Raw genomic sequence first — 20,936 nt, 5'->3', positions numbered from 1 at the left:
ATCACGCGTGGCTCAGGCACCGAGGACGGCAACCAGCGCCAGATCGATCACTTTGATCGCCGCGAACGGCAGCAACACGCCGCCCACGCCGTAAATCAGCATGTTCCGGCGCAGCAGCGCGGTGGCGCTGGAAGGACGAAAACGCACCCCGCGCAACGCCAGCGGAATCAATGCCGGAATGATCAACGCATTGAAGATCAAGGCCGCCAGCACCGCATGACGCGGGCTGGAGAGCTGCATCACGTTGAGCGCTGCCATCGACGGGATGGCGGCTGCAAACAGCGCCGGCAGGATCGCGAAGTACTTGGAAACGTCGTTGGCCAGCGAGAAGGTGGTCAACGCGCCACGCGTGATCAGCTGCTGCTTGCCCACTTCCACCACCGCCAGCAACTTGGCCGGATCCGAATCCAGATCCACCATGTTGCCGGCTTCCTTGGCCGCCTGGGTGCCGGAGTTCATTGCCAGGCCCACATCGGCCTGCGCGAGCGCCGGGGCGTCGTTGGTGCCGTCGCCGACCATCGCCACCAGCCGTCCGCCCGTCTGTTCGGCACGGATGCGTGCCAGCTTGTCTTCCGGGCGGGCCTGGGCGATGTAGTCGTCCACGCCGGCTTCGGCAGCGATCGCCGCCGCGGTGAGCGGGTTGTCGCCGGTGATCATCACGGTCTTGATGCCCATCGCACGCAACTGCGCGAATTTTTCCTTGATGCCCTGCTTGACCACGTCGCTCAACTCGACCACACCGAGCACATGACGGCCTTCGGCCACCACCAACGGCGTGGCACCGCCACGTGCGACGTCCTCGATGCGGCCCTGCAATTCCGGCGAGACCGTCGCGCCCTGCGCCTGCACATACGCCACGATCGCATCGCCGGCGCCCTTGCGGATGCTGCGCCCACCGATATCCACGCCGGACATGCGCGTCTGCGCGGTGAACGCGATGAAATGCCCACCCTCGGCTTCCACTGCGACCGCACCTTGCTGACGCGCCAGCTTGACGATGGACTTGCCTTCCGGTGTGGGGTCGGCCAGCGAGGCGAGCATGGCCGCATCGCGCAGTTGTGCACGGTCGACGCCGGCCAGCGGATGGAATGTGGTGGCCTGGCGGTCGCCGTAGGTGATGGTGCCGGTCTTGTCGAGCAGCAGCACATCCACGTCGCCGGCCACTTCCACGGCCTTGCCCGATTTGGCCAGCACATTGGCCGACAGCGCGCGGTTCATGCCGGCGATACCGATCGCCGGCAACAGCCCGCCGATGGTGGTCGGGATCAGGCACACCAGCAATGCGATCAGCAGCAGCGGATCCAGCGTGACGCCAACAAAGCCCGCGATCGCCGGCAACGATGCCACCACGATCAAGAACGTCAGCGTCATCGCGGCCAGCAACAAGGTCAGCGCGATTTCGTTCGGTGTCTTTTGCCGGTTGGCACCTTCCACCAACGCAATCATGCGATCGAGGAAGCTGTGTCCCGGTTCGGCAGTGACCTTGAACACGATCTCGTCGGAGAGCACGCGCGTGCCGCCGATCACGCCGCTGCGATCGGTACCGGCCTCGCGCAGTACCGGTGCCGATTCGCCGGTCACCGCCGCTTCGTTGATGGTGGCCACACCGCGCACGATCTCGCCATCGGCCGGCACGAACTCGCCTTCGGATACCATCACGTAATCGCCCGGACGCAACTCCGCTGCCGGCACACGCGTTTCGCGGCCACCGAGTGCGGTTTCCACCCTGCGTGCCACCAGGTCCTTGCGCGCACGCCGCAGCGATGCAGCCTGGCCGCGACCGCGCGCTTCGGCGATGGCTTCGGCAAAATTGCCGAACAGCACGGTGACGAACAGGATCGCCGTCACCGCCCAGCCGAAGCCGGCATGCGAATGCCCGCTGGCGGTGATCACCGCCGCCAGCAAGGTACCGCCCATCACCACCGCCATCACCGGGCTGCGCAGCAGATGCCGCGGCGCCAACTTGGCGAACGCCGCACGCATCGCCGCAACCAGCACGGCGGCATCGAACAACGCTGCGTCACCGCGCTCGCGTTTTTCAGTCGTATCGATCGTAGACATTGCTCAAAACTCTCAGGACGCCGCCAGGGCGAGGTGTTCAGCGATAGGGCCCAGCACCAGTGCCGGCATGAACTGCAGCACGGTCAGCACGATCACGATCGCCATCAGGGTCAGCGCAAAGGTGGGCGTTTCGACCTGCAGGCTGCCGGCCGATTCCGGCGCACGCCGCTTGACTGCCATGCGGGCGGCCACCATCAGCGGCAGGATCAACGCCGGATACCGTCCCAGCGCCAGCACCGCCGAACAGCTCAGGTTCCACCAGTACGTGGCATCGCCCAGGCCTTCGAAACCCGAACCGTTGTTGGCGAATGCAGAGGTGTACTCGTAGAACACCTGGCTGATGCCATGGAAGCCGGGGTTGGAATTGGCAGTCAGTGCCGGGACAGCCAGCGCCACTGCGGTAAAGCCCAGCACCACCAGCGGCTGCAGCAGGATCAACAGCGCCAGCAACTGCACTTCGCGCGATTCGATCTTGCGGCCGAACAACTCCGGCGTGCGCCCGGTCATCAAACCGGCCAGAAACACGCTCAGCAACAGATACACCACGAACTGCTGCAGACCACAGCCGATACCGCCCCAGATGGCGTTGATCAGCATGTCCACCAGCGTGACCAGGCCACTCAACGGCGCCAACGAATCGTGCATCGCATTGACCGAGCCATTGGAGGTCTGCGTGGTCAACGCCGCCCACAATGCCGAGGCATCGGCACCGATGCGCACTTCCTTGCCTTCCATCAGCGCCGGCGAGTTGGCGCTGGCCGAATGCGCTTCGGACCACAGCAATAGCGCGGTGGACGCGGCCGACATCGTGAGCATCGTGCCGAACACCAATGCCGTCAGGCGCTTGCGCCCGGTCAGGTAGCCGACCATGAACACCACGCTCATCGGCAGCAAGACCAACGCGAGCGTTTCAAGCAGATTGCTCAACGGCGTTGGGTTTTCCAGCGCCACCGAACTATTGGGGCCATACCAGCCACCGCCATTGGTGCCCAGCTGTTTCACCGCCACCATCGCCGCAACCGGGCCCACCGCAATGGTCTGCTTGGGCATGCCCGCGCTGCTATCCAATGGCGTTGCCGTCGCCGCGCCCTGTAATGTCGACGGCACGCCCTGCCAGCCGAGCAGCACGGTCCACAGCAGGCACAGCGGCAACAACACGCGCACGCTGGAGCGAATCACGTCGGCCCAGTAATTGCCGACGTCCGCTTCAGGCAGGGCTTCCAACCCAGACCCGCCGTGCTGGCGCCCTGGACGCGACGGTTCCGGCTCCGAACTCTCCGCCACGGCCGCCGTGTCCGGATTCGTTGCGGCAATCGACGCCTGTTTGGCGGCACGCCCACCGAACAATGCGCGCAGCGTTGCAACCGCCAATGCCAAGCCCATCATCGGCGTCACCACCTGCAGGCCGACGATGCCGGTCATCTGCGACAGATACGACAGCTGCGCCTGGCCAGAGTAATGCTGCTGATTGGTGTTGGTGACGAACGACACCATGGTGTGCAGGGCGGTATCCCACCGCATGTTGGGGATGGCATCCGGGTTGAACGGCAGCCATGCCTGGGTCATGAACACCACCCAGGTCAGCAAACCAACAACAAGGTTGCTGAGCAGAAATGCCATGCTGTATCCGCGCCACGACATGCCCTGCTGCGGACGCGTGCCAAGCAAGGCATACAACGGCCGTTCGATCCAGCCGAACAGCGCATCGCCGCGCATCGGTGCACCGCGCATCACCGCAGCCATGTAACGGCCCAGGGGCCACGCCAGCACGATGGCCAGCGCGTACACAAGAAAAGTTTCAGTCATTGAGGCGCACTCGGATCAGAAGTCTTCGGGCCGCAGCACCACGTACAGCAGATACGCAGCAGCAACGAGTACGGCCACGCCGCACAACAGGGACAACCAGCCAGGCATGTCGGTCACTCCCCCGAACGCGCGCACGGCGGCGCGATAAGTGCGATGTGCAACGGCGTAGGAAGCGTGTGCGTGCCAACATGGCAAAGCGCTGCCGCACCGTGCGCGCAGCGCCGATGGAGCAGACAGGTCAAGGGATGCATCGGGATCGTCCACGGCGGAACCGCTCCGCCAACCTGCGCAGTCTCTGCCTGCGCCGCGTAAAGTCGCTATGGATCTGCCGCCGGCGCTGCGTAAAGTCCGCATAAAATGCGCGGGCCAGCGCTGCGCCTCAACCAGATGGCCCGCCGCGCGTTCCGACGGTTGGCTTGCCTGGCTGCGCCGGCTGCAGGCACGCAGATGGCAGCGACGCTGCGAAGTTCCATCTGCTCAAGGGTCGCGCCGGACAGGGGGACTCCAGGCACGCGCGTCCGCTGCGTGACCAGACCACACTCAATCAAACAGTGCTCACATGTCCATATACCTGCGCGACACAGTCGCAAGCATCATGCTGGCCGTGGCGATCGCGTCGTCGCATCTGGCGATAAGTTCAGCGGCCTGGTTCGGGATCGCAGCAGCCTGCGCACGGACGGCGGCAATGACCGGTATCTGCTCGCTCGGGAAGAGGCTCGCCGCCGCTGCAAGCACATCAAGGCTGCACAGGTAACGCACCGCGGCAGGCTGGTGCGGCAACGCCCCAGCCAACCGCCTCAGCACCGCAGCGCCGCTCTCTGTGCTGTCCAATGCGTGCACGGCGCGCGTCAATTCCCTGAAGGCAGCCTGGCGCACTCCCGGATCGGGCAGTCTGTTCAACAAAGCCACCAGGTGGGTCAAGGCTTCGGCTCCATCGCCGGAACGCGCGAGGTGCTCGGCAAGCTGCGCATACGCTTGCTGGAATCGATGGATCGGCTCCAATCCGACAAGATGCAGGCGTAGGGTCACCTCTGCCAGCAGGCGGGGGCCGGTCTGGAGTGCAGCAGCCTCGGTGATCGCCAGGTTGACTGCCTCCTCGGGCAGATGCCTGATCGCCGATGCCAGCAAATTAAACGGAAGCGCTCCGCCGATGCCTCCGGCAGCGCCACCCTGGGCCGGAGCCACTGCGCCTTGCGGCCCTGGCTCACCATCACCTTGCACGCCCCCTGCATCAGCCTCTGCGACTGCCCCTATGTGGCCAACGTGCGCTGCTCCGGCAGCAGCCTGCAGCGCTTGCCGGCGCGTGGCAATCAAACTGGGCAAGATTGCATGGAACGCGAGCGCGCGCAGGTCCTCGGGCAAGCATCCCAGGTCATCCGTCAAGCGCGCCACCACGCGAAATGCCATATTCCCGGAATGGCGGGTGGCGTGATTCAACACCGCGGTAAACGCCTCAAATCGCTGCGCCTGCGGCAATGATGGAATCCGCGCTGCAAGCCTTCCGTATCCGCGCAATATCTGCTCGCTGCGCTCCTCATCGTCCGGGTAGGGGAAATGCGTCACTTCGTCCAGGGCGACACGCATGCTTTCTGCACTATGGACGTCCCCGAACTCCAAGCTCGGGTCATAGCGCGGCCGCGCTGTCAGGAACGCTCGCACATCCCTGGTGTCTTCCGCCATCTGCCGCGAGACGCTGCCCAGGCGCACGAGGCTGCGCGGTCCACACCGCTGCGCAATCTCGCGGCGTAGATCATTCGGCAGCGCAGATAGCCCGTCGAACGTCTCGGCACGCCGGGGTGGCACTGTGCTTGAGTCGACGACTCCTTGACTCGCCGAAGCCTGCGACGTCTCCTGCGTTTGGCTGGTTGACGCCACAGCGTGCGGCAGACCGGTTCGGGTGATCGGCATCTCGGGTCTCCTGCGGTGTGCCGCAGCAGCGGCATCGAGTTAGGCTTCGTGCGTACTTTCCCGAAAGCGATCTCGTGTCCGCGCGCACAGCCAGAAATCGCGTTCGCCTGGGCGAACGCGACGTGACCGATGCAGATGCGGGTTCGGCGGATGGCACGCCACCCGCCGCTGTTCGCCAGTCTCGCGGCGGACGATCTGGGACGATGCAGATACGGCGTGCTGCCCTACCGAAGCGGCACGTTCAACACGGAGGGCGCTGCAACTGGCGAGGTGAATGTCACCGTGCCACCGCCCTCGCTGGCATCGGTGTAGCGCGCGTCGCGGGTGTCGATCACCAACACCAGTCGCTGCCCTGCGGGAATCTCGGTTGCCGCCGCCTGCAGTGGCCAGTCCAGGGTGACTGCACGGCCCGGTGTGGAATTGCGCAACGAGTACGGCGCATGCGTGATCAGTTGCGCGACGCCCAAGCCATCCATGCGGTACAGATACGCGAACAGACTGACGTTGGACTGACTGGGCACCACTGTCACGCGTAGCGACGGGCTACCGGTCAGGCGCCGGGTGCTGGTCAATGGCGAGCCGACCCACACGGCGGCACCGGCGCGGTTGACCAGCGGAATCGAGGTGCTCACCGGCAGGCCGATGCCTTGCAGCAAACCGCTGACCAGCACCACCCCGGAATCGGCCACGGTCGGCACGCCGGTGGCGATGCGCGATTGCCACCCGCTGGACGTCCCGCCGGTCAATCCACCGGTGGGACTAAGCAAGCCGGCTGGTGCGGACAGACCCAGCTGCGTGGTTGCCTGTTGCACCGATGCCCAGTCCGGATAGTCCAGCCATTGCCCGGCACGTGGCGATAGCCGCACCGGTGCTTCGGCATCTACGCCATTACGCACCTGCTTGAGATGGCGATCGAACCAGCGCGTGGTCGCGGTATAGATCTCATTCGGCAATCCCAATGCACCAGGCAGCTCTGCGGTGGCGTGATCGCCCTGGCTGAGCAGCAGTTGTTTGGGGCCACGCAACTGGTTGAAGAACGCGATGGTCTGGTTCGGCGGAAACAGACCGTCGTTGAAGGCATTACCCAACAAGACCGCGGTCCCACGCGCGTTGAGCGCTGCCACATCGGTCGCAGGGCTGCGCGAGGCGGCCTGCGGCAGGAAGCCCTGCACCGCGCCATCGTAATCGCCTTGCGCCACGCGTGCGCCGATCTGCGCCAGATCCGGGCCAGCCCGGCCGGTGAGTGCGCCCGCACCCACCAGCAGGCCGACGCCCTGCTGGCTGACGGTGCGATTGGAATACAGCGCCGCTTCCAGATCGGCCCAACCGCTGAGCGCGGCCACCGCCTTGATCCGCGGGTCGCGCTCGGCTGCCAGCAGGCTGATGCCTGCCCCGTACGAAATGCCCGACGCACCGATCGCATTCGGATTGGCCGGCGTATGCGCCAACGCCCAGTCGATCACCGCGCTGACGTCTTCCACCGTGTCCGGCCCGGCGATATCGATCTGCCCGGCCGAATCCCAGAATCCACGCGAGGTATAGCTGACCACCACGTAGCCGTCGCTGGCCAGTTGGGTGGCGCGCCCCAGATATTCCAGATTGGGCAACGACCAGCTGGCCGGCATCACGATCAGCGGAAACGGCCCGGCGCCCTGCCCTTGCGGCACCAACACCAATGCGCCCATCTGGGCACCGTCCCAGCCGGGAATGCGTTCATAGGTCTTGCTGAAGGCGCCTGCCACGGCCGACGCCGATGCCAACAGCAACGCCAGTGCGGCGATGCTCCCGATCCAACGCTTGCTCATGCTGCTGTCTCCCACGCGAGGCCAGGCCGGGATGGCCCAGCGGCAACTGCGATGCATCCGTGGTTCGGGGGAGAACGGGGCGAACGTACCAGACGGTACGGTATGGCTCAAGGGCCGGGATTCGGGATTCGGGATTCGGGATTCGTTGCTTGCGCAAGCGGGAGCGGCCGGGCAACTGGTTTGCTGCCTTCTCCCGCTCGCGGGAGAAGGTGCCCGGAGGGCGGATGAGGGCTGGCAGCACCCGTTGTTTCCAATGCGCTCCACCCAACTTCGCAGCAGGCGCCACCGCCGCCTCCGCTACGGCACCCAACGATCAGCGCAGCAGCATCGTCTCAGCGCAGCGCACCGGCACTGCCCGCATCCACTGCACGCTCCAACCCCACGCCTCAGCCGACGAAATGCTGGTAGCCGCGCTGCGGTGGGTGCCAGGGGTTGCCCTCGGCGTCGTGTACCACCACGCCTGGCGTGACGACAATCTGGCCGATGCGCGTTGCAGCCACCGTTGCAAATTCCATTGCCTGCGCCACGGCATCGCGATGCTGCGGCGCGGCGGTGAAACACAACTCGTAATCGTCGCCACCGCCGAGTTGCCAGCCCAGGCACTGCACCACGTCGATTCCGGCACTGCGCGGCATCGCCGGCAAGGCCGCAAGCACCAGGCGCGCGCCCACGCCGCTGCGTTCGCATAGATGCCCCAGATCGGCCAGCAGCCCGTCGGAGATGTCCACGCAGGCATGCGCAAGCCCGCGCAGGCGCAGCCCCGCCTGCACGCGGGGCTGCGGACGCAGCAGGCGGCCGCGCCAGCGCTCGTGCAACGGGTCGGCCGCCGCGCAGGTCACATCCAACTGGCCGGCCTGCCACAACGCCAACGCGGCGGCGGCTTCACCCGGCGCGCCGGTCACCCACACATCATCGCCAACGCGCGCACCATCGCGCCGCAGCGCGGCGCCCGGCGGCAGGCTGCCGATCGCAGTCACCGCGCACGACAACGGCCCGCGCGTGGTGTCGCCACCGACCAGCACAATGTCGTGTGCATCAGCCAGCGCGAAGAAGCCATCGGCAAAGCCATCCACCCATGCCGCATCGTCGTGCGGCAACGACAACGACAAGGTGCACCAACGCGGTTGCGCGCCCATCGCCGCCAGATCGGAGAGATTGACCGCCAGGGTCTTCCAGCCCAGATCGTCAGCGCGCGTCTCGTGCGGAAAATGCACGCCTGCATTGAGCGTATCGGCAGTGATCGCCAACTGTTCACCGGCCGGCGGCTGCAGCAACGCCGCATCGTCGCCAATGCCCAGCGGCACATCGGCACGCGCTGCAATGCGCGCACGCAGACGGGCAATTAGATCGAATTCGGGCATAGCGACGGGAATCGGGAAAAGGGAATCGGAAATCGCAAAAGCGCCTCAGTGAGGTATCGGAAACGGTGCTCTTACGATTGCCTATTCCCGACTCCCCAGTTCCCGCGGCGCTCAGGCGCCGCTGGCGCCCGACTCCACCTTGCGCCACTCCACCGCGGCGCGGTCCAGCACCCCGTTGACGTAGGTGTGGCCGTGCTCGGAGCCGAAGCGCTTGGCAGTTTCGATCGCTTCGTTGATCACCACGCGGTACGGCACATCCTGGCGGTACAGCAATTCGTAGGCGGCCAGGCGCAGCACGGCGCGCTCGATCGCATCGACCTCTTCCACGCTGCGATCCAGGTACGGCGTCAGCGCGGTATCCAGCTCGGCACGGTTGCTCAGCACGCCTTCAACCAGGTTCTCGAAGTACGCCAGATCGGCCACTTCGTGCGCCTGCTCGTGCGCGAACTGGGCGATCACCTGCTTGGCGAAGCCGCCGGAGATCTGCCAGGCATAGACCGCCTGCAAGGCGCGCCGACGTGCGCGCGAGCGCAGCACCGGGTCGATGCCGTCACGACGGCCGTGGCGCGAATGCCCACCGGGCTTGCTCATGGCAACAACTCCATCAAATTCACCAGTTCCAGCGCTGCAAGCGCGCATTCCTCGCCCTTATTGCCGTGGCTGCCGCCGGCACGGGCTTCGGCATCTTCCACGCGTTCGACCGCCAGCACGCCATTGAGCACCGGCACGCCGGTCTGCAGCTGCACGCTCATCAGGCCTTCGGCACACAGGTCGGCCACGTGCTCGTAGTGGCGGGTATCGCCACGGATCACGCAGCCCAGCGCGATGATCGCGCCGTGCTGGCCGGACTGCGCCACGCGATTGGCGGCGATCGGGATCTCCCAGGCGCCCGGCACGCGGATCACGTCGATGGCGTCTTCGCCGATACCGTTGCCGGCCAGGCTCTGGCGCGCGCCGGCAACCAGCACGTCGGTGATGCGGGCATTCCAGCGGCTGGCGACGATCGCAAAGCGCGCGGTGGTGGGGCGAAGATCGCCTTCGTAGTGGGTCATGCGGGTCGGCAACTCGAGGGGGCGGGAAGTTTAACAGCTGCCGGGCCCAGGCCTGGCCGACGCGTGTGGGCCGGGTCGGCCAAAGCAGACCCGGCCATGCGTTTCAGCAACACAGGGCGTGGCAAATGGCCCACTGCGCAAACGGCCGGGGGCGGGCCACGGCTGGAACCGGTAGCCGGCCCCGGGCCACTTCAGCGCCGCCACACGCAGCGCGCAGCTGACAGCCGCGCGCCGTCAGCTAACTGACAGTCCAGACCAACGGGACCGGCCAAGTGAGCTCGCAGCCATCTCAGGGAACGGCAGACGGCGGCACCGAGCGCACGCCTTCACCGGGGTGGCATTCCAGATACTCAACCACCTCCAGCCCGAACCCGGCCAACCCCACCTGGCGCCGAGGGGTGCCCAGCACGCGCAACTTGCCCAGGCCGAGGTCGGCCAGGATCTGGGCGCCGGCGCCGTTGCGCCGCCACTGACTCACGTCCTTGGCATTGGCGGCCGCTTCGGGCTGCTGGCGCAGCCGTGCCAGCAGCGATTCGCTGTCGCGTGGCGCCGACAGCACCACCATCACGCCCTGCCCTTCGGCGGCGATCGCGCGCAAGGCGTCGGTGGCTGCCACGCCGAAGTCATCGCGCTGCCAGTGCAGCAGGTCGGCCAACGGGTTTTCCACCTGCACGCGTACCAGCGTCGGCGTCTGCGGATCGGCGCGACCGCGCACCAGCGCAAAGTGCAGGTCGTGCGCGATGCGGTCGCGGTAGGTCACCAGCTTGAACGGACCGAATTCGGTGGTGATCTGCCGCTCGTCCACGCGCTCGACGGTGTGCTCATTGGCAAGCCGATATGCGATCAGGTCGGCGATCGAGCCCATCTTCAGGCCATGCTCGCGCGCGAACACTTCCAATTGCGGGCGGCGCGCCATGCTGCCGTCCGGGTTGAGCACTTCCACCAGCACACCGGCCGGTTCCAGCCCGGCCAGCATCGGCAGGTCGCTGGCCGCTTCGGTGTGGCCGGCACGGGTCAGCACGCCACCGGGCTGGGAGATCAACGGGAAAATATGCCCAGGCTGGCTCAGATCCTGGGGCCGGGCATCCGGGCGTACGGCGGTACGCACGGTGTGCGCGCGGTCGTAGGCCGAAATGCCGGTGGTCACCCCTTCGGCCGCTTCGATGCTGACAGTGAAGTTGGTCTGGAACTGCGCGGTGTTGTTGCGCACCATCGGCGCCAGACCCAGCTGCGCGCAGCGCTCGCGGGTCAGCGACAGGCACACCAGCCCGCGCGCGTGGGTGACCATGAAGTTGATGTCAGACGGCTTGACCAACTCGGCGGCCATGATCAGATCGCCTTCGTTTTCGCGGTCTTCGTCATCGACGATGACCACCATGCGCCCGGCGCGCAGTTCTTCGATCAGTTCCGGAACGGGTGCGAAATTCATGCTGCCCCCCGCGTGCCGAGCAGGCGTTCCACATAGCGCGCCACCAGATCGATTTCCAGGTTCACCGCCGCACCGACCGCAGTCTGCGCAAACGCGGTGTGGGCCACGGTATGCGGAATCAAGGCGACCTCGAAGCCGTCTTCGTCTACGTCATTGACGGTGAGGCTCACGCCGTCCACGCAGATCGAGCCCTTCTTGGCCACATAGCGCAACACCGACGCCGGCGCAGCAAACCGCCAACGCTGCGCACGTGCATCGTCATGGACCGACTGCACCTGGCCCAGGCCATCCACATGTCCGCTGACCAGGTGCCCGCCAAGCCGGTCGGTAGGCCGCATCGCGCGTTCCAGATTGAGCAGTGCGCCCTCTGGCAACGCGCCCAGGGTGGTCAGCGACAGCGTCTCGGTCGAGGCATCGGCCTGAAAACTGGCCGCGTCGAACGCGATCACGGTCAGGCACACGCCATTGACCGCGATGCTTTCGCCCAACTGGACCGCTTCGAACGGCAGCGTGCCGGTGGCGAAGGTGAAGCGCACATCGCCGCCCTGCGGCTGACGCGCGGCCAGTTGGCCGACGCCTTCAATGATGCCGGTGAACATCAGCGTGCCCCCGCTTGCAGCAGCACGGCTGCCGTGACGGAGCGCTGGAAGGCCGCGGCGCAGCGCGGCAGGTGGTGCATGGACATTAGTCGTTTCTCGCAGGAGTTGAGCGAAAAACGCCGCAAGGCAAAGCAAACAGGCGCGCGCGCAGCCGCAAGGCCGCGCGTTGGCCGTCTTCTTTCATCCGGACTATACCGTCGGCTCCGGCATCGGACCGGATCTGCTGACCTTGCCCGGCAGGCGTTTGGCGTTGATCCGCTCAACCCTGGAGTGCAAGCGCTCGCGGGCTCGCACGCTTGCGCATGCCTACCGCCGGTGGGGAATCGCACCCCGCCCTGAAGACGTTCGTGAGTACCGGCGAACCGGTGCGCAAGTTTAACAGGGCACATCGACGCAATGGCCGAGCGGGGACCAAGGCTGGCAGGACACTGCGTCATGTCGGGAAATCCCCCATAGCCAGGATTGTGAAGGATCTGTTAATTTACGCGCCGCGACGGGAGACGTCGTTCTTTTCCACCTCGCAACGGGGTGGAGACACGGACATCAATTCGGAGAGAGACATCCAATGCGTAACACCCTGATTCTGGCTGCCCTGCTGGCTGCCGCACCGTTTGCCGCGTCTGCGGAAGGCTTGAGCTACAACTACGTCGAAGGCGGCTGGAACCGTACCGAAATCAGTGTAAACAGCGACGCCGATGATCTCGACGGTGGCTACCTGCTAGGCTCTTGGCAGATTGCCGAGCCGGTTTACGTTTTTGCTGGCTATCAGCGCGCGACCGAGAATTACAGCCCGTTTGCTGGTATCACTGCAGAAATCACTGTGCAGCAGGCCCACGCTGGTATCGGCTATCGCCAGGAAATGACCGAGCGCGTGGATTTCAACGCCGAGTTCGCTGTCCTGCGCAACAAAGGCAAAGTCGAATCGCGCGTCAACGGCCGCAGACTGGGTGAAGCGTCGGACTCGAGCAACCTGGGCTTCGCCAACCTGGGCCTGCGTGGCAAGCCTTCGCCGCGCACCGAAGCCTGGATCAAGGCCGGTTACATCGACGGTAGCGACGTGGACAAGGGTGAGTTCGTCGGCACCCTGGGTGGCCAGGTCAACTTCACCCGCACCTGGGGCCTGGTCGCCGAAGCGCAGTTCGTCGACAACGCCAACCAGTACAAGGTCGGCGTGCGCGCGAGCTTCTGATCGGCGCCTCGCAGATACACCAAGGCCCCGCATGCGGGGCCTTTTTTATGCGCGCAACAGCACGGCCGCGCAGCATCGCACGCGCCATGCAGCTCTCACCCGGCAACAGCCGGCGCATAGCGCAGACGCAGATCCTGCCCCAGCTGGCGCACATCCAGCAGCTGCAGTGCATGTCGCTGCGCCATCGTTTCGATGCCAAGGCCAGCGACCAGCGGCCTTGCGGTGTCGCCCAGCAACACCGGCGCCATGTAGACCAGCAGTTCGTCCACCAGTCCGGCCTGCAGCAGCGCACCGCTCAGCATGGCGCCGGCTTCCACGTGGACTTCGTTGATGCCGCGCTCGGCCAGCAGCGCCAGCACCGCCGCCAGATCGAAGCGTCCAGCTTGCAACGGCATCGCAAGGAACTGCGCATCGTCCAGCGAAGGTGCGGCCACATTTTCGCCATGCAGATACAGCGTTGGCGCATTGCCCTGACGAATGTTCCTGCACGCCAACGTCCGCAGCCCGGCATCGAGCACCACGCGCAGCGGCGGCACGACCGGCATGTCCTCGCCCAGCCGCACCGTCATGGATGGGTCGTCGGCCATCACCGTACCTGCACCGGTCAGGATCGCGCCAGCACGTGCGCGCCAGCGCTGCCCATCGGCACGCGCGTGACTTCCGGTGATCCATTTGGATTCACCGCTTGCCAGCGCCGTCCGTCCGTCCAGGCTGGCGCCGAGTTTGACCCGCAGCCACGGCCGCCCACGCTCCACCCGCGACAGAAATCCCTGGTTGAGCGTGCGCGCCTGCGCGTGCATCACGCCGCTCAGCACTTCGATCCCGGCCTCGCGCAGCAGCGCAAACCCGCCGCCATTGACCTGCGGAAACGGGTCGGCCATTGCTGCAACCACACGCGCAACGCCGGCATCGATCAAGGCCAGCGCACATGGCGGGGTACGCCCATAGTGCGCGCATGGCTCCAGCGTCACGTACGCGGTGGCACCGCGCGCCAACTCACCCGCTGCACGCAGCGCGAAGACTTCGGCATGCGGGCCGCCGGCACGTTGATGAAAGCCCTCGCCCACGCAGACGCCATCGCGCACGATGACGCAGCCCACCATCGGATTGGGCCGGGTGGTGTAGGCGCCGCGCTCGGCCAGACGCAGCGCCTGCGCCATCCAGCGATGGTCGTCGGCGCTGGCGGTCGTTGTGGCCTCACGCATTGCGTTGCACTCCCGGCGTAATGCGCATCACCACGATCTGCATCGGACCCAGCAGGAACCCGGTATGTATCTGCCATCCCAGGCGCTGGTAGAACGGCGCCAAGCCCGGCTGGCAATACAGGTATAGCAGCGGCACGCCCAGCTGCGCTGCGGCCTGCACGCAGTGTGCGACCAACGCCTCGCCTATGCCCTGCCCGCGCGCCTGCGGCTGCACATACAACGACGCCAACCACGGCGACCATTGCCGGATGCGTGCGTCGTCGTTTTCGAGCAGGCTCACCGAGCCCAGCCACTGCGTTTGATCCAGCGCCACCCAGGTCGTAGGAATGACGCCATCGCACGCATGGCTGCGCAGTTCGCTCAGCGCCTCATCGATGCTCCACTCCGGCAGCAGCGCGCCGAAGGCCTGTAGATGCGCTTGCGCAATCGCAGGCAGGTACTGCGGCGTTTGCGCAACGCAGGCGATGCGCATCGCGCTCATCGCTTGCCGGGTTTGCCGGCGCGTTCCAATGCCGCTTCCAGCAGCGGCAGTTGTTCGCTGCCGACCGGCAGTTCGCGTTCGAGCTTTTCGATTTCCTCGCGGAAGTCGGCCACGTCCTGAAAGCTGCGATACACCGAGGCAAAGCGCACATAGCCGACATGATCGAGCTTGCGCAGCTCCACCATCACGTATTCGCCTACCCGCAGCGAACCCACTTCGCGCTCGCCGGACATGCGCAGCTGATGCACCACCGCGCGCACCGCCGCCTCGATCTGCTCTTCGGCCACCGGCCGCTTCTGCAGCGCGCGGTCGAAGCTGGTGCGCAGCTTGCGTGCATCGAACGCCTCGCGTCCACCATCGCTCTTGACCACGGTGGGCAGCTTCAGCTCGATCGTTTCCAACGTACTGAACCGCTCGCCGCACGCCTCGCACTCGCGGCGCCGACGGATCGTCGTGCCGTCTTCTGACACCCGCGAATCGATCACGCGGGTATCGTTGTGCTGGCAGAAGGGGCAATGCATCAGACGTCCGGGATTTGGGATTGGGGATTGGGGATTGGCAACAGCACAAGCAAGGACGCGCCGTTAGCGCATCCCGAATCCCGAATCACCAATCCCGGCACCTTAGCCATACACCGGATAGCGCTTGCACTGCGCGGTCACGGCATCGCGCACCTTCGCCAGCACGGCTTCGTCGGTTGGCGCGTCGAGCACGTCGGCGATCCAGTTGGCCAGGTCGATGCTGTCCTGTTCCTGGTAACCGCGCGTGGTGATCGCCGGGGTGCCCAGGCGCAGACCGGAAGTGACGAACGGCGAGCGCGGGTCGTTGGGGACCGAATTCTTGTTGACGGTGATGTGCGCCTTGCCAAGCGCAGCTTCGGCGTCCTTGCCGGAGACATCGCGACCGATCATGTCCACCAGCATCAGGTGGTTCTCGGTGCCGCCGGAGACGATCTTGTAGCCGCGCGCAATGAGGGTATTGGCCATCGCCTGGGCGTTCTTGACCACTTGTTGCTGATAGGTCTTGAACGCCGGCTCCAGCGCCTCCTTGAACGCCACCGCCTTGGCCGCAATGACGTGCATCAGCGGGCCGCCCTGGATGCCGGGGAACACGATCGACTGCAGCTTTTTCTGCAGCTCTTCGCTGGCGCCCTTGGCGACGATGATGCCGCCACGCGGGCCACGCAGTGTCTTGTGCGTGGTCGAAGTGACCACGTGCGCATGTTCCATCGGGCTGGGGTACACCCCGGCGGCGACCAGCCCGGCAATGTGCGCCATGTCCACGAACAGGTAGGCGCCGACGCTGTCGGCGATGGCGCGGAAGCGGGCCCAGTCGATCTTCTGCGAATACGCGGAGAAACCGGCCACCACCATCTTCGGCTTGTGCTCGGTCGCCAGGCGCTGGACCTCGTCGTAGTCGATCAGGCCCTGCTCGTTGACGCCGTACTGCACCGCGTTGAACAGCTTGCCGGAGACGTTGACCTTTGCGCCGTGGGTCAGGTGGCCGCCATGCGCCAGGCTCATGCCCAGGATGGTGTCGCCCGGCTGCAGCAGCGCCAGATACACCGCCTGGTTGGCCTGGGAACCGCTGTGCGGCTGGACGTTCGCGTAATCGGCGCCAAACACCTGCTTGATGCGGTCGATCGCCAGTTGTTCGGCAATGTCGACGAACTCGCAGCCGCCGTAGTAGCGCTTGCCCGGATAGCCTTCGGCGTATTTGTTGGTCAGCTGGCTGCCCTGCGCTTCCATCACCAGCGGGCTGCAATAGTTTTCGCTGGCGATCAGCTCGACATGATCCTCCTGGCGGCCGGCTTCAGCAGCGATGGCCTTGGCCAGTTCGGGGTCGTAGGTTTCCAGTCGGACATCGCGCGAGAACATTCCAAGCTCCGGGGCAGCTATTGCCAGTAGGGTCGCCGATTGTAAGCCCCTGCCGCACGGGTGACCAATCGCGCAGCCGGCGCCGCCCGTGTGCCCGCACTGCGCACATGACAAAGGCGCACCCGAAGATGCGCCTTTGCGTGATGACCGGCTTGATTGCCGGTCGCGGCCGGGGACGACCCGGCAGCCGCCCCGCGTTAGTTGTTGAGCACCAGGTCGGCAATGATGCCGGTGGCGATGGCCACCAACAGCAGATTGCCGCGGTCGTCGCGCTGCCAGCGGTAGCCGTACGGCGGGCGGCGCAGGTCGTAGCGGTCGTAATCGTTCACCACATAGACCGGGCCGTGGTAGCGCTGGCCACGGGCCCAATACGGACGCGGCGGCGGGCCGGCGCGGTAGTACGCGGGGCGATCGTAGACGTAGACGCGATTGCGGTCGTAGCGGCGGTCCTGGTAGCGGGCGTCGCGGTAACCCTCGCGATAGCCGTTGCTGTAGTAGCGGCGGTCCTGGCGCCACTCGCGACGGTCGTCACGGCGGGCGTCGCGCCAGTCTCTTCGATGATCGTGGCCATGGTGACGGTCATGGCCGCGGCGATCGTGGTCGCGGTCCCAATCCCCGGCGAACGCCGCAGGTGCGAAGGCACCGAGCGCCAGGATGGAGGAAAGCACAACGGTAACGATGCGTTTGCGGTTCATGACAGTTCCTGTTCGCGGTGTCGTAATTTCATTAAGGGGCGGGCCGCCTTAACGCATTCTTGCTGGAATCGATTACGAAAAAGCCTATTCAGGTCGAAAGTAAGGTGCGGTTTAGCTGCAAGGGTGCTGCCGCGGCTCAAGCCACTTGCCCGTATAATTGGCGCAACCCCTTTTCCGCTGCCTCCGGCCTCGGCCGGCGGGCTGCCTGCGTCCACGGAGCCCCCATGTCGCAATACATCTACACCATGAACCGCGTCAGCAAGGTGGTCCCGCCCAAGCGGCAGATCATCAAGGACATCTCGCTGAGCTTCTTCCCGGGCGCCAAGATCGGCCTGCTGGGCCTGAACGGCGCGGGCAAGTCCACGGTACTGAAGATCATGGCCGGCGTGGACACCGATTTCGAGGGCGAGGCGCGCCCACAACCGGGCATCAAGGTCGGCTACCTGGCGCAGGAACCGCAACTCAATCCCGAGCACACCGTGCGCGAGGCGGTGGAAGAAGGCGTGGGCGACGTGCTGCAGGCCCAGGCCGCGCTGGATGCGGTGTATCTGGCCTATGCCGAAGAAGGCGCCGATTTCGACGCGCTGGCCAAGGAGCAGGAGCGCCTGGAGGCGATCCTGGCCGCCGGCGATGCGCATACGCTGGAAAACCAGCTGGACGTGGCGGCCGATGCGCTGCGCCTGCCGCCGTGGGACGCCATCGTCGGCAAGCTCTCCGGCGGCGAAAAGCGTCGCGTGGCGCTGTGCCGCCTGCTGCTGCAGAAGCCGGACATGCTGCTGCTCGACGAACCCACCAACCACCTGGACGCCGAGTCGGTGGAATGGCTGGAGCAGTTCCTGGCGCGCTACACCGGCACCGTGGTGGCGGTGACCCATGATCGCTACTTCTTGGACAACGCCGCCGAATGGATCCTGGAACTGGACCGCGGCCGCGGCATTCCGTGGAAGGGCAACTACACCGACTGGCTGACCCAGAAGGACGAGCGCCTCAAGCAGGAAGACAACCAGGAAAAGTCCCGCCAGAAGGCGATCCAGAAGGAACTGGAATGGTCGCGCCAGAACGCCAAGGGCGGCCGCACCAAGGGCAAGGCACGTCTGGCCCGCCTGGAAGAGCTGCAATCGGTCGATTACCAGAAGCGCAACGAAACCAACGAGATCTTCATCCCGCCGGGCGAGCGCCTGGGCAACGCGGTGATGGAGTTCAAGAACGTGTCCAAGAAGTTCGGCGACCGCCTGTTGATCGACAACCTGTCGATGATCGTGCCGCCGGGCGCCATCGTCGGCATCATCGGCCCCAACGGTGCCGGTAAATCGACCCTGTTCAAGATGATCACCGGCCAGGAAAAGCCGGACTCCGGCGAGATCGTGGTCGGACCGACCGTGCAGCTGTCGTACGTGGACCAGAGCCGCGACGCACTGGAGGGCAACCACAACGTATTCCAGGAAATCGCCGGCGGCCTGGACATCCTCAACATCAACGGCATCGAAATCCAGTCGCGCGCCTACATCGGCCGCTTCAACTTCAAGGGCCAGGACCAGCAGAAGATGGTCGGTTCGCTGTCCGGTGGTGAGCGCGGTCGTCTGCACATGGCCAAGACCCTGCTGCAGGGCGGCAACGTGCTGCTGCTGGACGAACCGTCCAACGACCTGGACATCGAAACCCTGCGTGCGCTGGAAGATGCGTTGCTGGAATTCCCCGGCAACACCTTCGTGATTTCGCATGACCGCTGGTTCCTGGACCGTATCGCCACGCACATCCTGGCCTTCGAAGGCGATTCGCACGTGGAGTTCTTCCAGGGCAACTACCGCGAGTACGAAGAAGACAAGCGCCGCCGCATGGGCGACGACGCCGGCCCGAAGCGTTTGCGTTTCAAGGCCTTGAAGTAAGTCGTCGTAGTTCCAAAGAAAAGGCGCCGAAAGGCGCCTTTTTTGTGTGCGGAGTCAGCGGACGGAGACTTGGCTGTTGGCTGCTGGCGCCGTCCACCTGCGCGTGTGGAGTCCCCTGCCCGCCCGTCGACGGGATGCTCACTTGCGCTGCACTACCGTGCCGGCGTCATCCATCTGAGCCTTGCATATGCCTGTCAGCTATTCGATCAGCCTGCCCGATCCCAAGCTCGCCCGTGGCAGTGCGCCCTCGGTGAGCTTCACCGCCAATGGCGCCGAGGCCTTTGCCGAGCAATTGCAGGCAGCTTTGCGCGATCCGGCGTGGTTCGACCGTTGGCGCCAGCTACAGACCGACCCCGACGAAGTGGATCCCAGCCTGGGCATCACCGACCCGGCAGCGACGGTCACCGGCAAGCAGCACGACCTGCGCATCGATCTGGTTGCAACGACGAGCATTCCCGGCGACCTTTTCAAACAGCGCATGCAGGCCCTGGCTGGCTCGCACTGGGAACTGCGCGACGTTCGCTGAACTGCAATCCGTCGTGTGTCGGCGGCGCTGGCAGTGCCCAGTGCCACCGATGGCAGAGCGGGCGAGGGACGCCGCTCAGCCACACGTGAAGCCACGCACTGCATCGGCGTGGCCCCTGCCCCTCATCCACCGGACTGCATCTCCAGCGGCATACGCCAACAGCGGCACTCAACCACGCAAGGCCGCAGCATGATGCGCAATGTGCTCGCCAATAAAGCTCGCGATGAAGTAGTAGCTGTGGTCGTAGCCGGGCTGCAGCCGCACCGTCACCGGGTAGCCGGCGGACCTGGCCGCATCTTCGAACAATGCGGTTTTCAGCTGGGTTTGCAGAAATTCATCGGCATCGCCCTGATCGATGAGCAGCGGCAACCGCTCCTGCGCGTCAGCAATCAATGCAGTGGCATCGTAGGCTTTCCAGGTCGTACGGTCGTTGCCCAGGTACTGGCCAAATGCTTTCTCGCCCCACGGCACCTGGCTGGGCGCCACGATTGGCGAAAACGCCGACACGCTGCGATAGCGGCCCGGATTCTTCAATGCGATGGTCAACGCGCCATGCCCACCCATCGAATGGCCACTGATCGCACGTGCACCGGTGGTGGCAAAGGTCGCTTCAATCAAGGCCGGTAATTCGTTCACCACGTAATCGTACATGCGGTAATGCGCCGCCCATGGCGCTTGCGTGGCATCGACGTAAAAGCCCGCGCCCTTGCCGATGTCGTAACCGTCCGCATCGGCCACATCCTCGCCCCGTGGGCTGGTGTCGGGCGCAACCAGGATCACCCCATGCTCGGCCGCATAGCGCTGCGCGCCGGCCTTACTGATGAAATTCTGTTCGGTACAGGTCAAACCGCTCAGCCAGTACAGCACCGGCAACGGGCCGTCGGCGGCCTGTGGCGGCAAGTAAATGCCCACCTGCATGCTGCAGTTCAAGGTGTGCGACTGATGCCGATAGACATCCTGCCAGCCGCCGAAGCAGGCGCGGTGTTCGATACGTTCCATGAGATTCCTTACGAAGAGAAACCCTGCAGCCGGATCGCCGGCTGCAAGGTTGGACCA

At 65.4% G+C, this 20,936-nt stretch carries 19 protein-coding genes and 1 riboswitch; of the genes, 3 read left to right on the top strand and 16 right to left on the bottom strand.

Annotated elements, in window-relative coordinates; genetic code table 11:
- Positions 1-12: 12 nt before the first annotated feature.
- The 10 genes from kdpB to ACCQ15_RS03835 all read right to left on the bottom strand — a co-directional run bounded on the left by kdpB (position 13) and on the right by ACCQ15_RS03835 (position 12,021).
- The gene (gene kdpB / locus ACCQ15_RS03880; protein ID WP_057682279.1) at positions 13-2,061 is read right to left on the bottom strand and encodes a potassium-transporting ATPase subunit KdpB; all 2,049 of its coding nucleotides are present in this window, start codon (positions 2,059-2,061) and stop codon (positions 13-15) included.
- Positions 2,062-2,073: 12 nt separating this feature from the next.
- Positions 2,074-3,867 (bottom strand): potassium-transporting ATPase subunit KdpA, encoded by a 1,794-nt coding sequence (kdpA, locus tag ACCQ15_RS03875; protein ID WP_209242118.1) that lies wholly within the window; start codon positions 3,865-3,867, stop codon positions 2,074-2,076.
- Positions 3,868-3,882: 15 nt separating this feature from the next.
- Positions 3,883-3,975, bottom strand: coding sequence for a potassium-transporting ATPase subunit F (locus tag ACCQ15_RS03870; RefSeq protein WP_005910961.1), 93 nt, complete (start codon positions 3,973-3,975; stop codon positions 3,883-3,885).
- A gap of 447 nt (positions 3,976-4,422) precedes the next feature.
- A complete protein-coding gene (gene xopI / locus ACCQ15_RS03865) occupies positions 4,423-5,775 on the bottom strand; it encodes a type III secretion system effector F-box protein XopI (RefSeq protein ID WP_218554247.1) in 1,353 nt (450 codons plus the stop codon).
- Between the two features lie 224 nt (positions 5,776-5,999).
- Positions 6,000-7,580: a CocE/NonD family hydrolase gene (locus tag ACCQ15_RS03860; RefSeq protein WP_057682277.1), complete on the bottom strand. Its 1,581-nt coding sequence runs from the start codon at positions 7,578-7,580 to the stop codon at positions 6,000-6,002.
- A 386-nt stretch (positions 7,581-7,966) separates the two neighbouring features.
- Positions 7,967-8,941: a thiamine-phosphate kinase gene (gene thiL, locus ACCQ15_RS03855; protein ID WP_029818663.1), complete on the bottom strand. Its 975-nt coding sequence runs from the start codon at positions 8,939-8,941 to the stop codon at positions 7,967-7,969.
- A 111-nt stretch (positions 8,942-9,052) separates the two neighbouring features.
- Positions 9,053-9,532, bottom strand: a complete 480-nt coding sequence (gene nusB / locus ACCQ15_RS03850) for a transcription antitermination factor NusB (RefSeq protein WP_003490336.1) — start codon at positions 9,530-9,532, stop codon at positions 9,053-9,055.
- On the bottom strand, positions 9,529-9,993 hold the full coding sequence (gene ribH, locus ACCQ15_RS03845; protein WP_104622012.1) for a 6,7-dimethyl-8-ribityllumazine synthase: 465 nt from the start codon (positions 9,991-9,993) through the stop codon (positions 9,529-9,531). The genes nusB and ribH overlap by 4 nt, the downstream gene beginning before the upstream one ends.
- 289 nt (positions 9,994-10,282) lie before the next feature.
- Positions 10,283-11,422, bottom strand: a complete 1,140-nt coding sequence (ribB, locus tag ACCQ15_RS03840) for a 3,4-dihydroxy-2-butanone-4-phosphate synthase (protein WP_011346403.1) — start codon at positions 11,420-11,422, stop codon at positions 10,283-10,285.
- Positions 11,419-12,021, bottom strand: coding sequence for a riboflavin synthase (locus ACCQ15_RS03835; protein WP_005920959.1), 603 nt, complete (start codon positions 12,019-12,021; stop codon positions 11,419-11,421). The genes ribB and ACCQ15_RS03835 overlap by 4 nt, the downstream gene beginning before the upstream one ends.
- 168 nt (positions 12,022-12,189) lie before the next feature.
- A riboswitch (FMN riboswitch) is annotated at positions 12,190-12,368 on the bottom strand.
- A gap of 218 nt (positions 12,369-12,586) precedes the next feature.
- On the opposite strand from ACCQ15_RS03835, the gene ACCQ15_RS03830 reads away from it, so the two are divergent.
- Positions 12,587-13,210: a hypothetical protein gene (locus ACCQ15_RS03830; RefSeq protein ID WP_109291960.1), complete on the top strand. Its 624-nt coding sequence runs from the start codon at positions 12,587-12,589 to the stop codon at positions 13,208-13,210.
- Positions 13,211-13,305: 95 nt separating this feature from the next.
- On the opposite strand, the gene ribD is transcribed toward ACCQ15_RS03830, so the two are convergent.
- From ribD to ACCQ15_RS03805, 5 genes are all read right to left on the bottom strand, one after another.
- The gene (gene ribD, locus ACCQ15_RS03825; protein ID WP_218533552.1) at positions 13,306-14,415 is read right to left on the bottom strand and encodes a bifunctional diaminohydroxyphosphoribosylaminopyrimidine deaminase/5-amino-6-(5-phosphoribosylamino)uracil reductase RibD; all 1,110 of its coding nucleotides are present in this window, start codon (positions 14,413-14,415) and stop codon (positions 13,306-13,308) included.
- Positions 14,408-14,896: a GNAT family N-acetyltransferase gene (locus ACCQ15_RS03820; protein ID WP_008576777.1), complete on the bottom strand. Its 489-nt coding sequence runs from the start codon at positions 14,894-14,896 to the stop codon at positions 14,408-14,410. The genes ribD and ACCQ15_RS03820 overlap by 8 nt, the downstream gene beginning before the upstream one ends.
- The gene (gene nrdR, locus ACCQ15_RS03815; protein WP_003490311.1) at positions 14,893-15,417 is read right to left on the bottom strand and encodes a transcriptional regulator NrdR; all 525 of its coding nucleotides are present in this window, start codon (positions 15,415-15,417) and stop codon (positions 14,893-14,895) included. Before nrdR ends, ACCQ15_RS03820 begins: the two co-directional genes overlap by 4 nt.
- Positions 15,418-15,519: 102 nt before the next feature.
- Positions 15,520-16,773, bottom strand: coding sequence for a serine hydroxymethyltransferase (gene glyA / locus ACCQ15_RS03810; protein ID WP_057685076.1), 1,254 nt, complete (start codon positions 16,771-16,773; stop codon positions 15,520-15,522).
- Between the two features lie 197 nt (positions 16,774-16,970).
- A complete protein-coding gene (locus tag ACCQ15_RS03805; protein WP_008576772.1) occupies positions 16,971-17,468 on the bottom strand; it encodes an RcnB family protein in 498 nt (165 codons plus the stop codon).
- Positions 17,469-17,692: 224 nt separating this feature from the next.
- Here ACCQ15_RS03805 and ettA point away from each other — a divergent pair, with 224 nt between their 5' ends.
- Together ettA and ACCQ15_RS03795 are read left to right on the top strand one after the other, a co-directional pair.
- On the top strand, positions 17,693-19,354 hold the full coding sequence (gene ettA, locus ACCQ15_RS03800) for an energy-dependent translational throttle protein EttA (protein WP_005910999.1): 1,662 nt from the start codon (positions 17,693-17,695) through the stop codon (positions 19,352-19,354).
- 187 nt (positions 19,355-19,541) lie between these two features.
- Positions 19,542-19,880, top strand: coding sequence for a hypothetical protein (locus tag ACCQ15_RS03795; protein ID WP_008576771.1), 339 nt, complete (start codon positions 19,542-19,544; stop codon positions 19,878-19,880).
- A gap of 168 nt (positions 19,881-20,048) precedes the next feature.
- On the opposite strand, the gene fghA is transcribed toward ACCQ15_RS03795, so the two are convergent.
- The gene (fghA, locus tag ACCQ15_RS03790; protein ID WP_277570067.1) at positions 20,049-20,879 is read right to left on the bottom strand and encodes an S-formylglutathione hydrolase; all 831 of its coding nucleotides are present in this window, start codon (positions 20,877-20,879) and stop codon (positions 20,049-20,051) included.
- Between the last annotated feature and the right edge of the window lie 57 nt (positions 20,880-20,936).

This window comes from Xanthomonas sp. NCPPB 1754 (genome assembly GCF_041475725.2).
Classification (GTDB): domain Bacteria; phylum Pseudomonadota; class Gammaproteobacteria; order Xanthomonadales; family Xanthomonadaceae; genus Xanthomonas; species Xanthomonas euvesicatoria.
The sequence above is the reverse complement of the archived record's forward strand: the minus strand, read 5'-3'. Positions and strand labels throughout refer to the sequence as shown.

What these genes read in the sequence shown, in the direction of transcription:
- ribD (WP_218533552.1), bottom strand. Translation starts at nt 14,415, where the DNA reads ATGCGTGAGGCCACAACGACCGCCAGCGCCGACGACCATCGCTGGATG.
- ACCQ15_RS03795 (WP_008576771.1), top strand. Translation starts at nt 19,542, where the DNA reads ATGCCTGTCAGCTATTCGATCAGCCTGCCCGATCCCAAGCTCGCCCGT.
- ACCQ15_RS03870 (WP_005910961.1), bottom strand. Translation starts at nt 3,975, where the DNA reads ATGCCTGGCTGGTTGTCCCTGTTGTGCGGCGTGGCCGTACTCGTTGCT.
- fghA (WP_277570067.1), bottom strand. Translation starts at nt 20,879, where the DNA reads ATGGAACGTATCGAACACCGCGCCTGCTTCGGCGGCTGGCAGGATGTC.
- ACCQ15_RS03830 (WP_109291960.1), top strand. Translation starts at nt 12,587, where the DNA reads ATGCGTAACACCCTGATTCTGGCTGCCCTGCTGGCTGCCGCACCGTTT.
- nusB (WP_003490336.1), bottom strand. Translation starts at nt 9,532, where the DNA reads ATGAGCAAGCCCGGTGGGCATTCGCGCCACGGCCGTCGTGACGGCATC.
- glyA (WP_057685076.1), bottom strand. Translation starts at nt 16,773, where the DNA reads ATGTTCTCGCGCGATGTCCGACTGGAAACCTACGACCCCGAACTGGCC.
- ettA (WP_005910999.1), top strand. Translation starts at nt 17,693, where the DNA reads ATGTCGCAATACATCTACACCATGAACCGCGTCAGCAAGGTGGTCCCG.
- nrdR (WP_003490311.1), bottom strand. Translation starts at nt 15,417, where the DNA reads ATGCATTGCCCCTTCTGCCAGCACAACGATACCCGCGTGATCGATTCG.
- xopI (WP_218554247.1), bottom strand. Translation starts at nt 5,775, where the DNA reads ATGCCGATCACCCGAACCGGTCTGCCGCACGCTGTGGCGTCAACCAGC.
- kdpB (WP_057682279.1), bottom strand. Translation starts at nt 2,061, where the DNA reads ATGTCTACGATCGATACGACTGAAAAACGCGAGCGCGGTGACGCAGCG.
- ribH (WP_104622012.1), bottom strand. Translation starts at nt 9,993, where the DNA reads ATGACCCACTACGAAGGCGATCTTCGCCCCACCACCGCGCGCTTTGCG.
- ACCQ15_RS03820 (WP_008576777.1), bottom strand. Translation starts at nt 14,896, where the DNA reads ATGAGCGCGATGCGCATCGCCTGCGTTGCGCAAACGCCGCAGTACCTG.
- kdpA (WP_209242118.1), bottom strand. Translation starts at nt 3,867, where the DNA reads ATGACTGAAACTTTTCTTGTGTACGCGCTGGCCATCGTGCTGGCGTGG.
- ribB (WP_011346403.1), bottom strand. Translation starts at nt 11,422, where the DNA reads ATGAATTTCGCACCCGTTCCGGAACTGATCGAAGAACTGCGCGCCGGG.
- ACCQ15_RS03860 (WP_057682277.1), bottom strand. Translation starts at nt 7,580, where the DNA reads ATGAGCAAGCGTTGGATCGGGAGCATCGCCGCACTGGCGTTGCTGTTG.
- thiL (WP_029818663.1), bottom strand. Translation starts at nt 8,941, where the DNA reads ATGCCCGAATTCGATCTAATTGCCCGTCTGCGTGCGCGCATTGCAGCG.
- ACCQ15_RS03835 (WP_005920959.1), bottom strand. Translation starts at nt 12,021, where the DNA reads ATGTTCACCGGCATCATTGAAGGCGTCGGCCAACTGGCCGCGCGTCAG.
- ACCQ15_RS03805 (WP_008576772.1), bottom strand. Translation starts at nt 17,468, where the DNA reads ATGAACCGCAAACGCATCGTTACCGTTGTGCTTTCCTCCATCCTGGCG.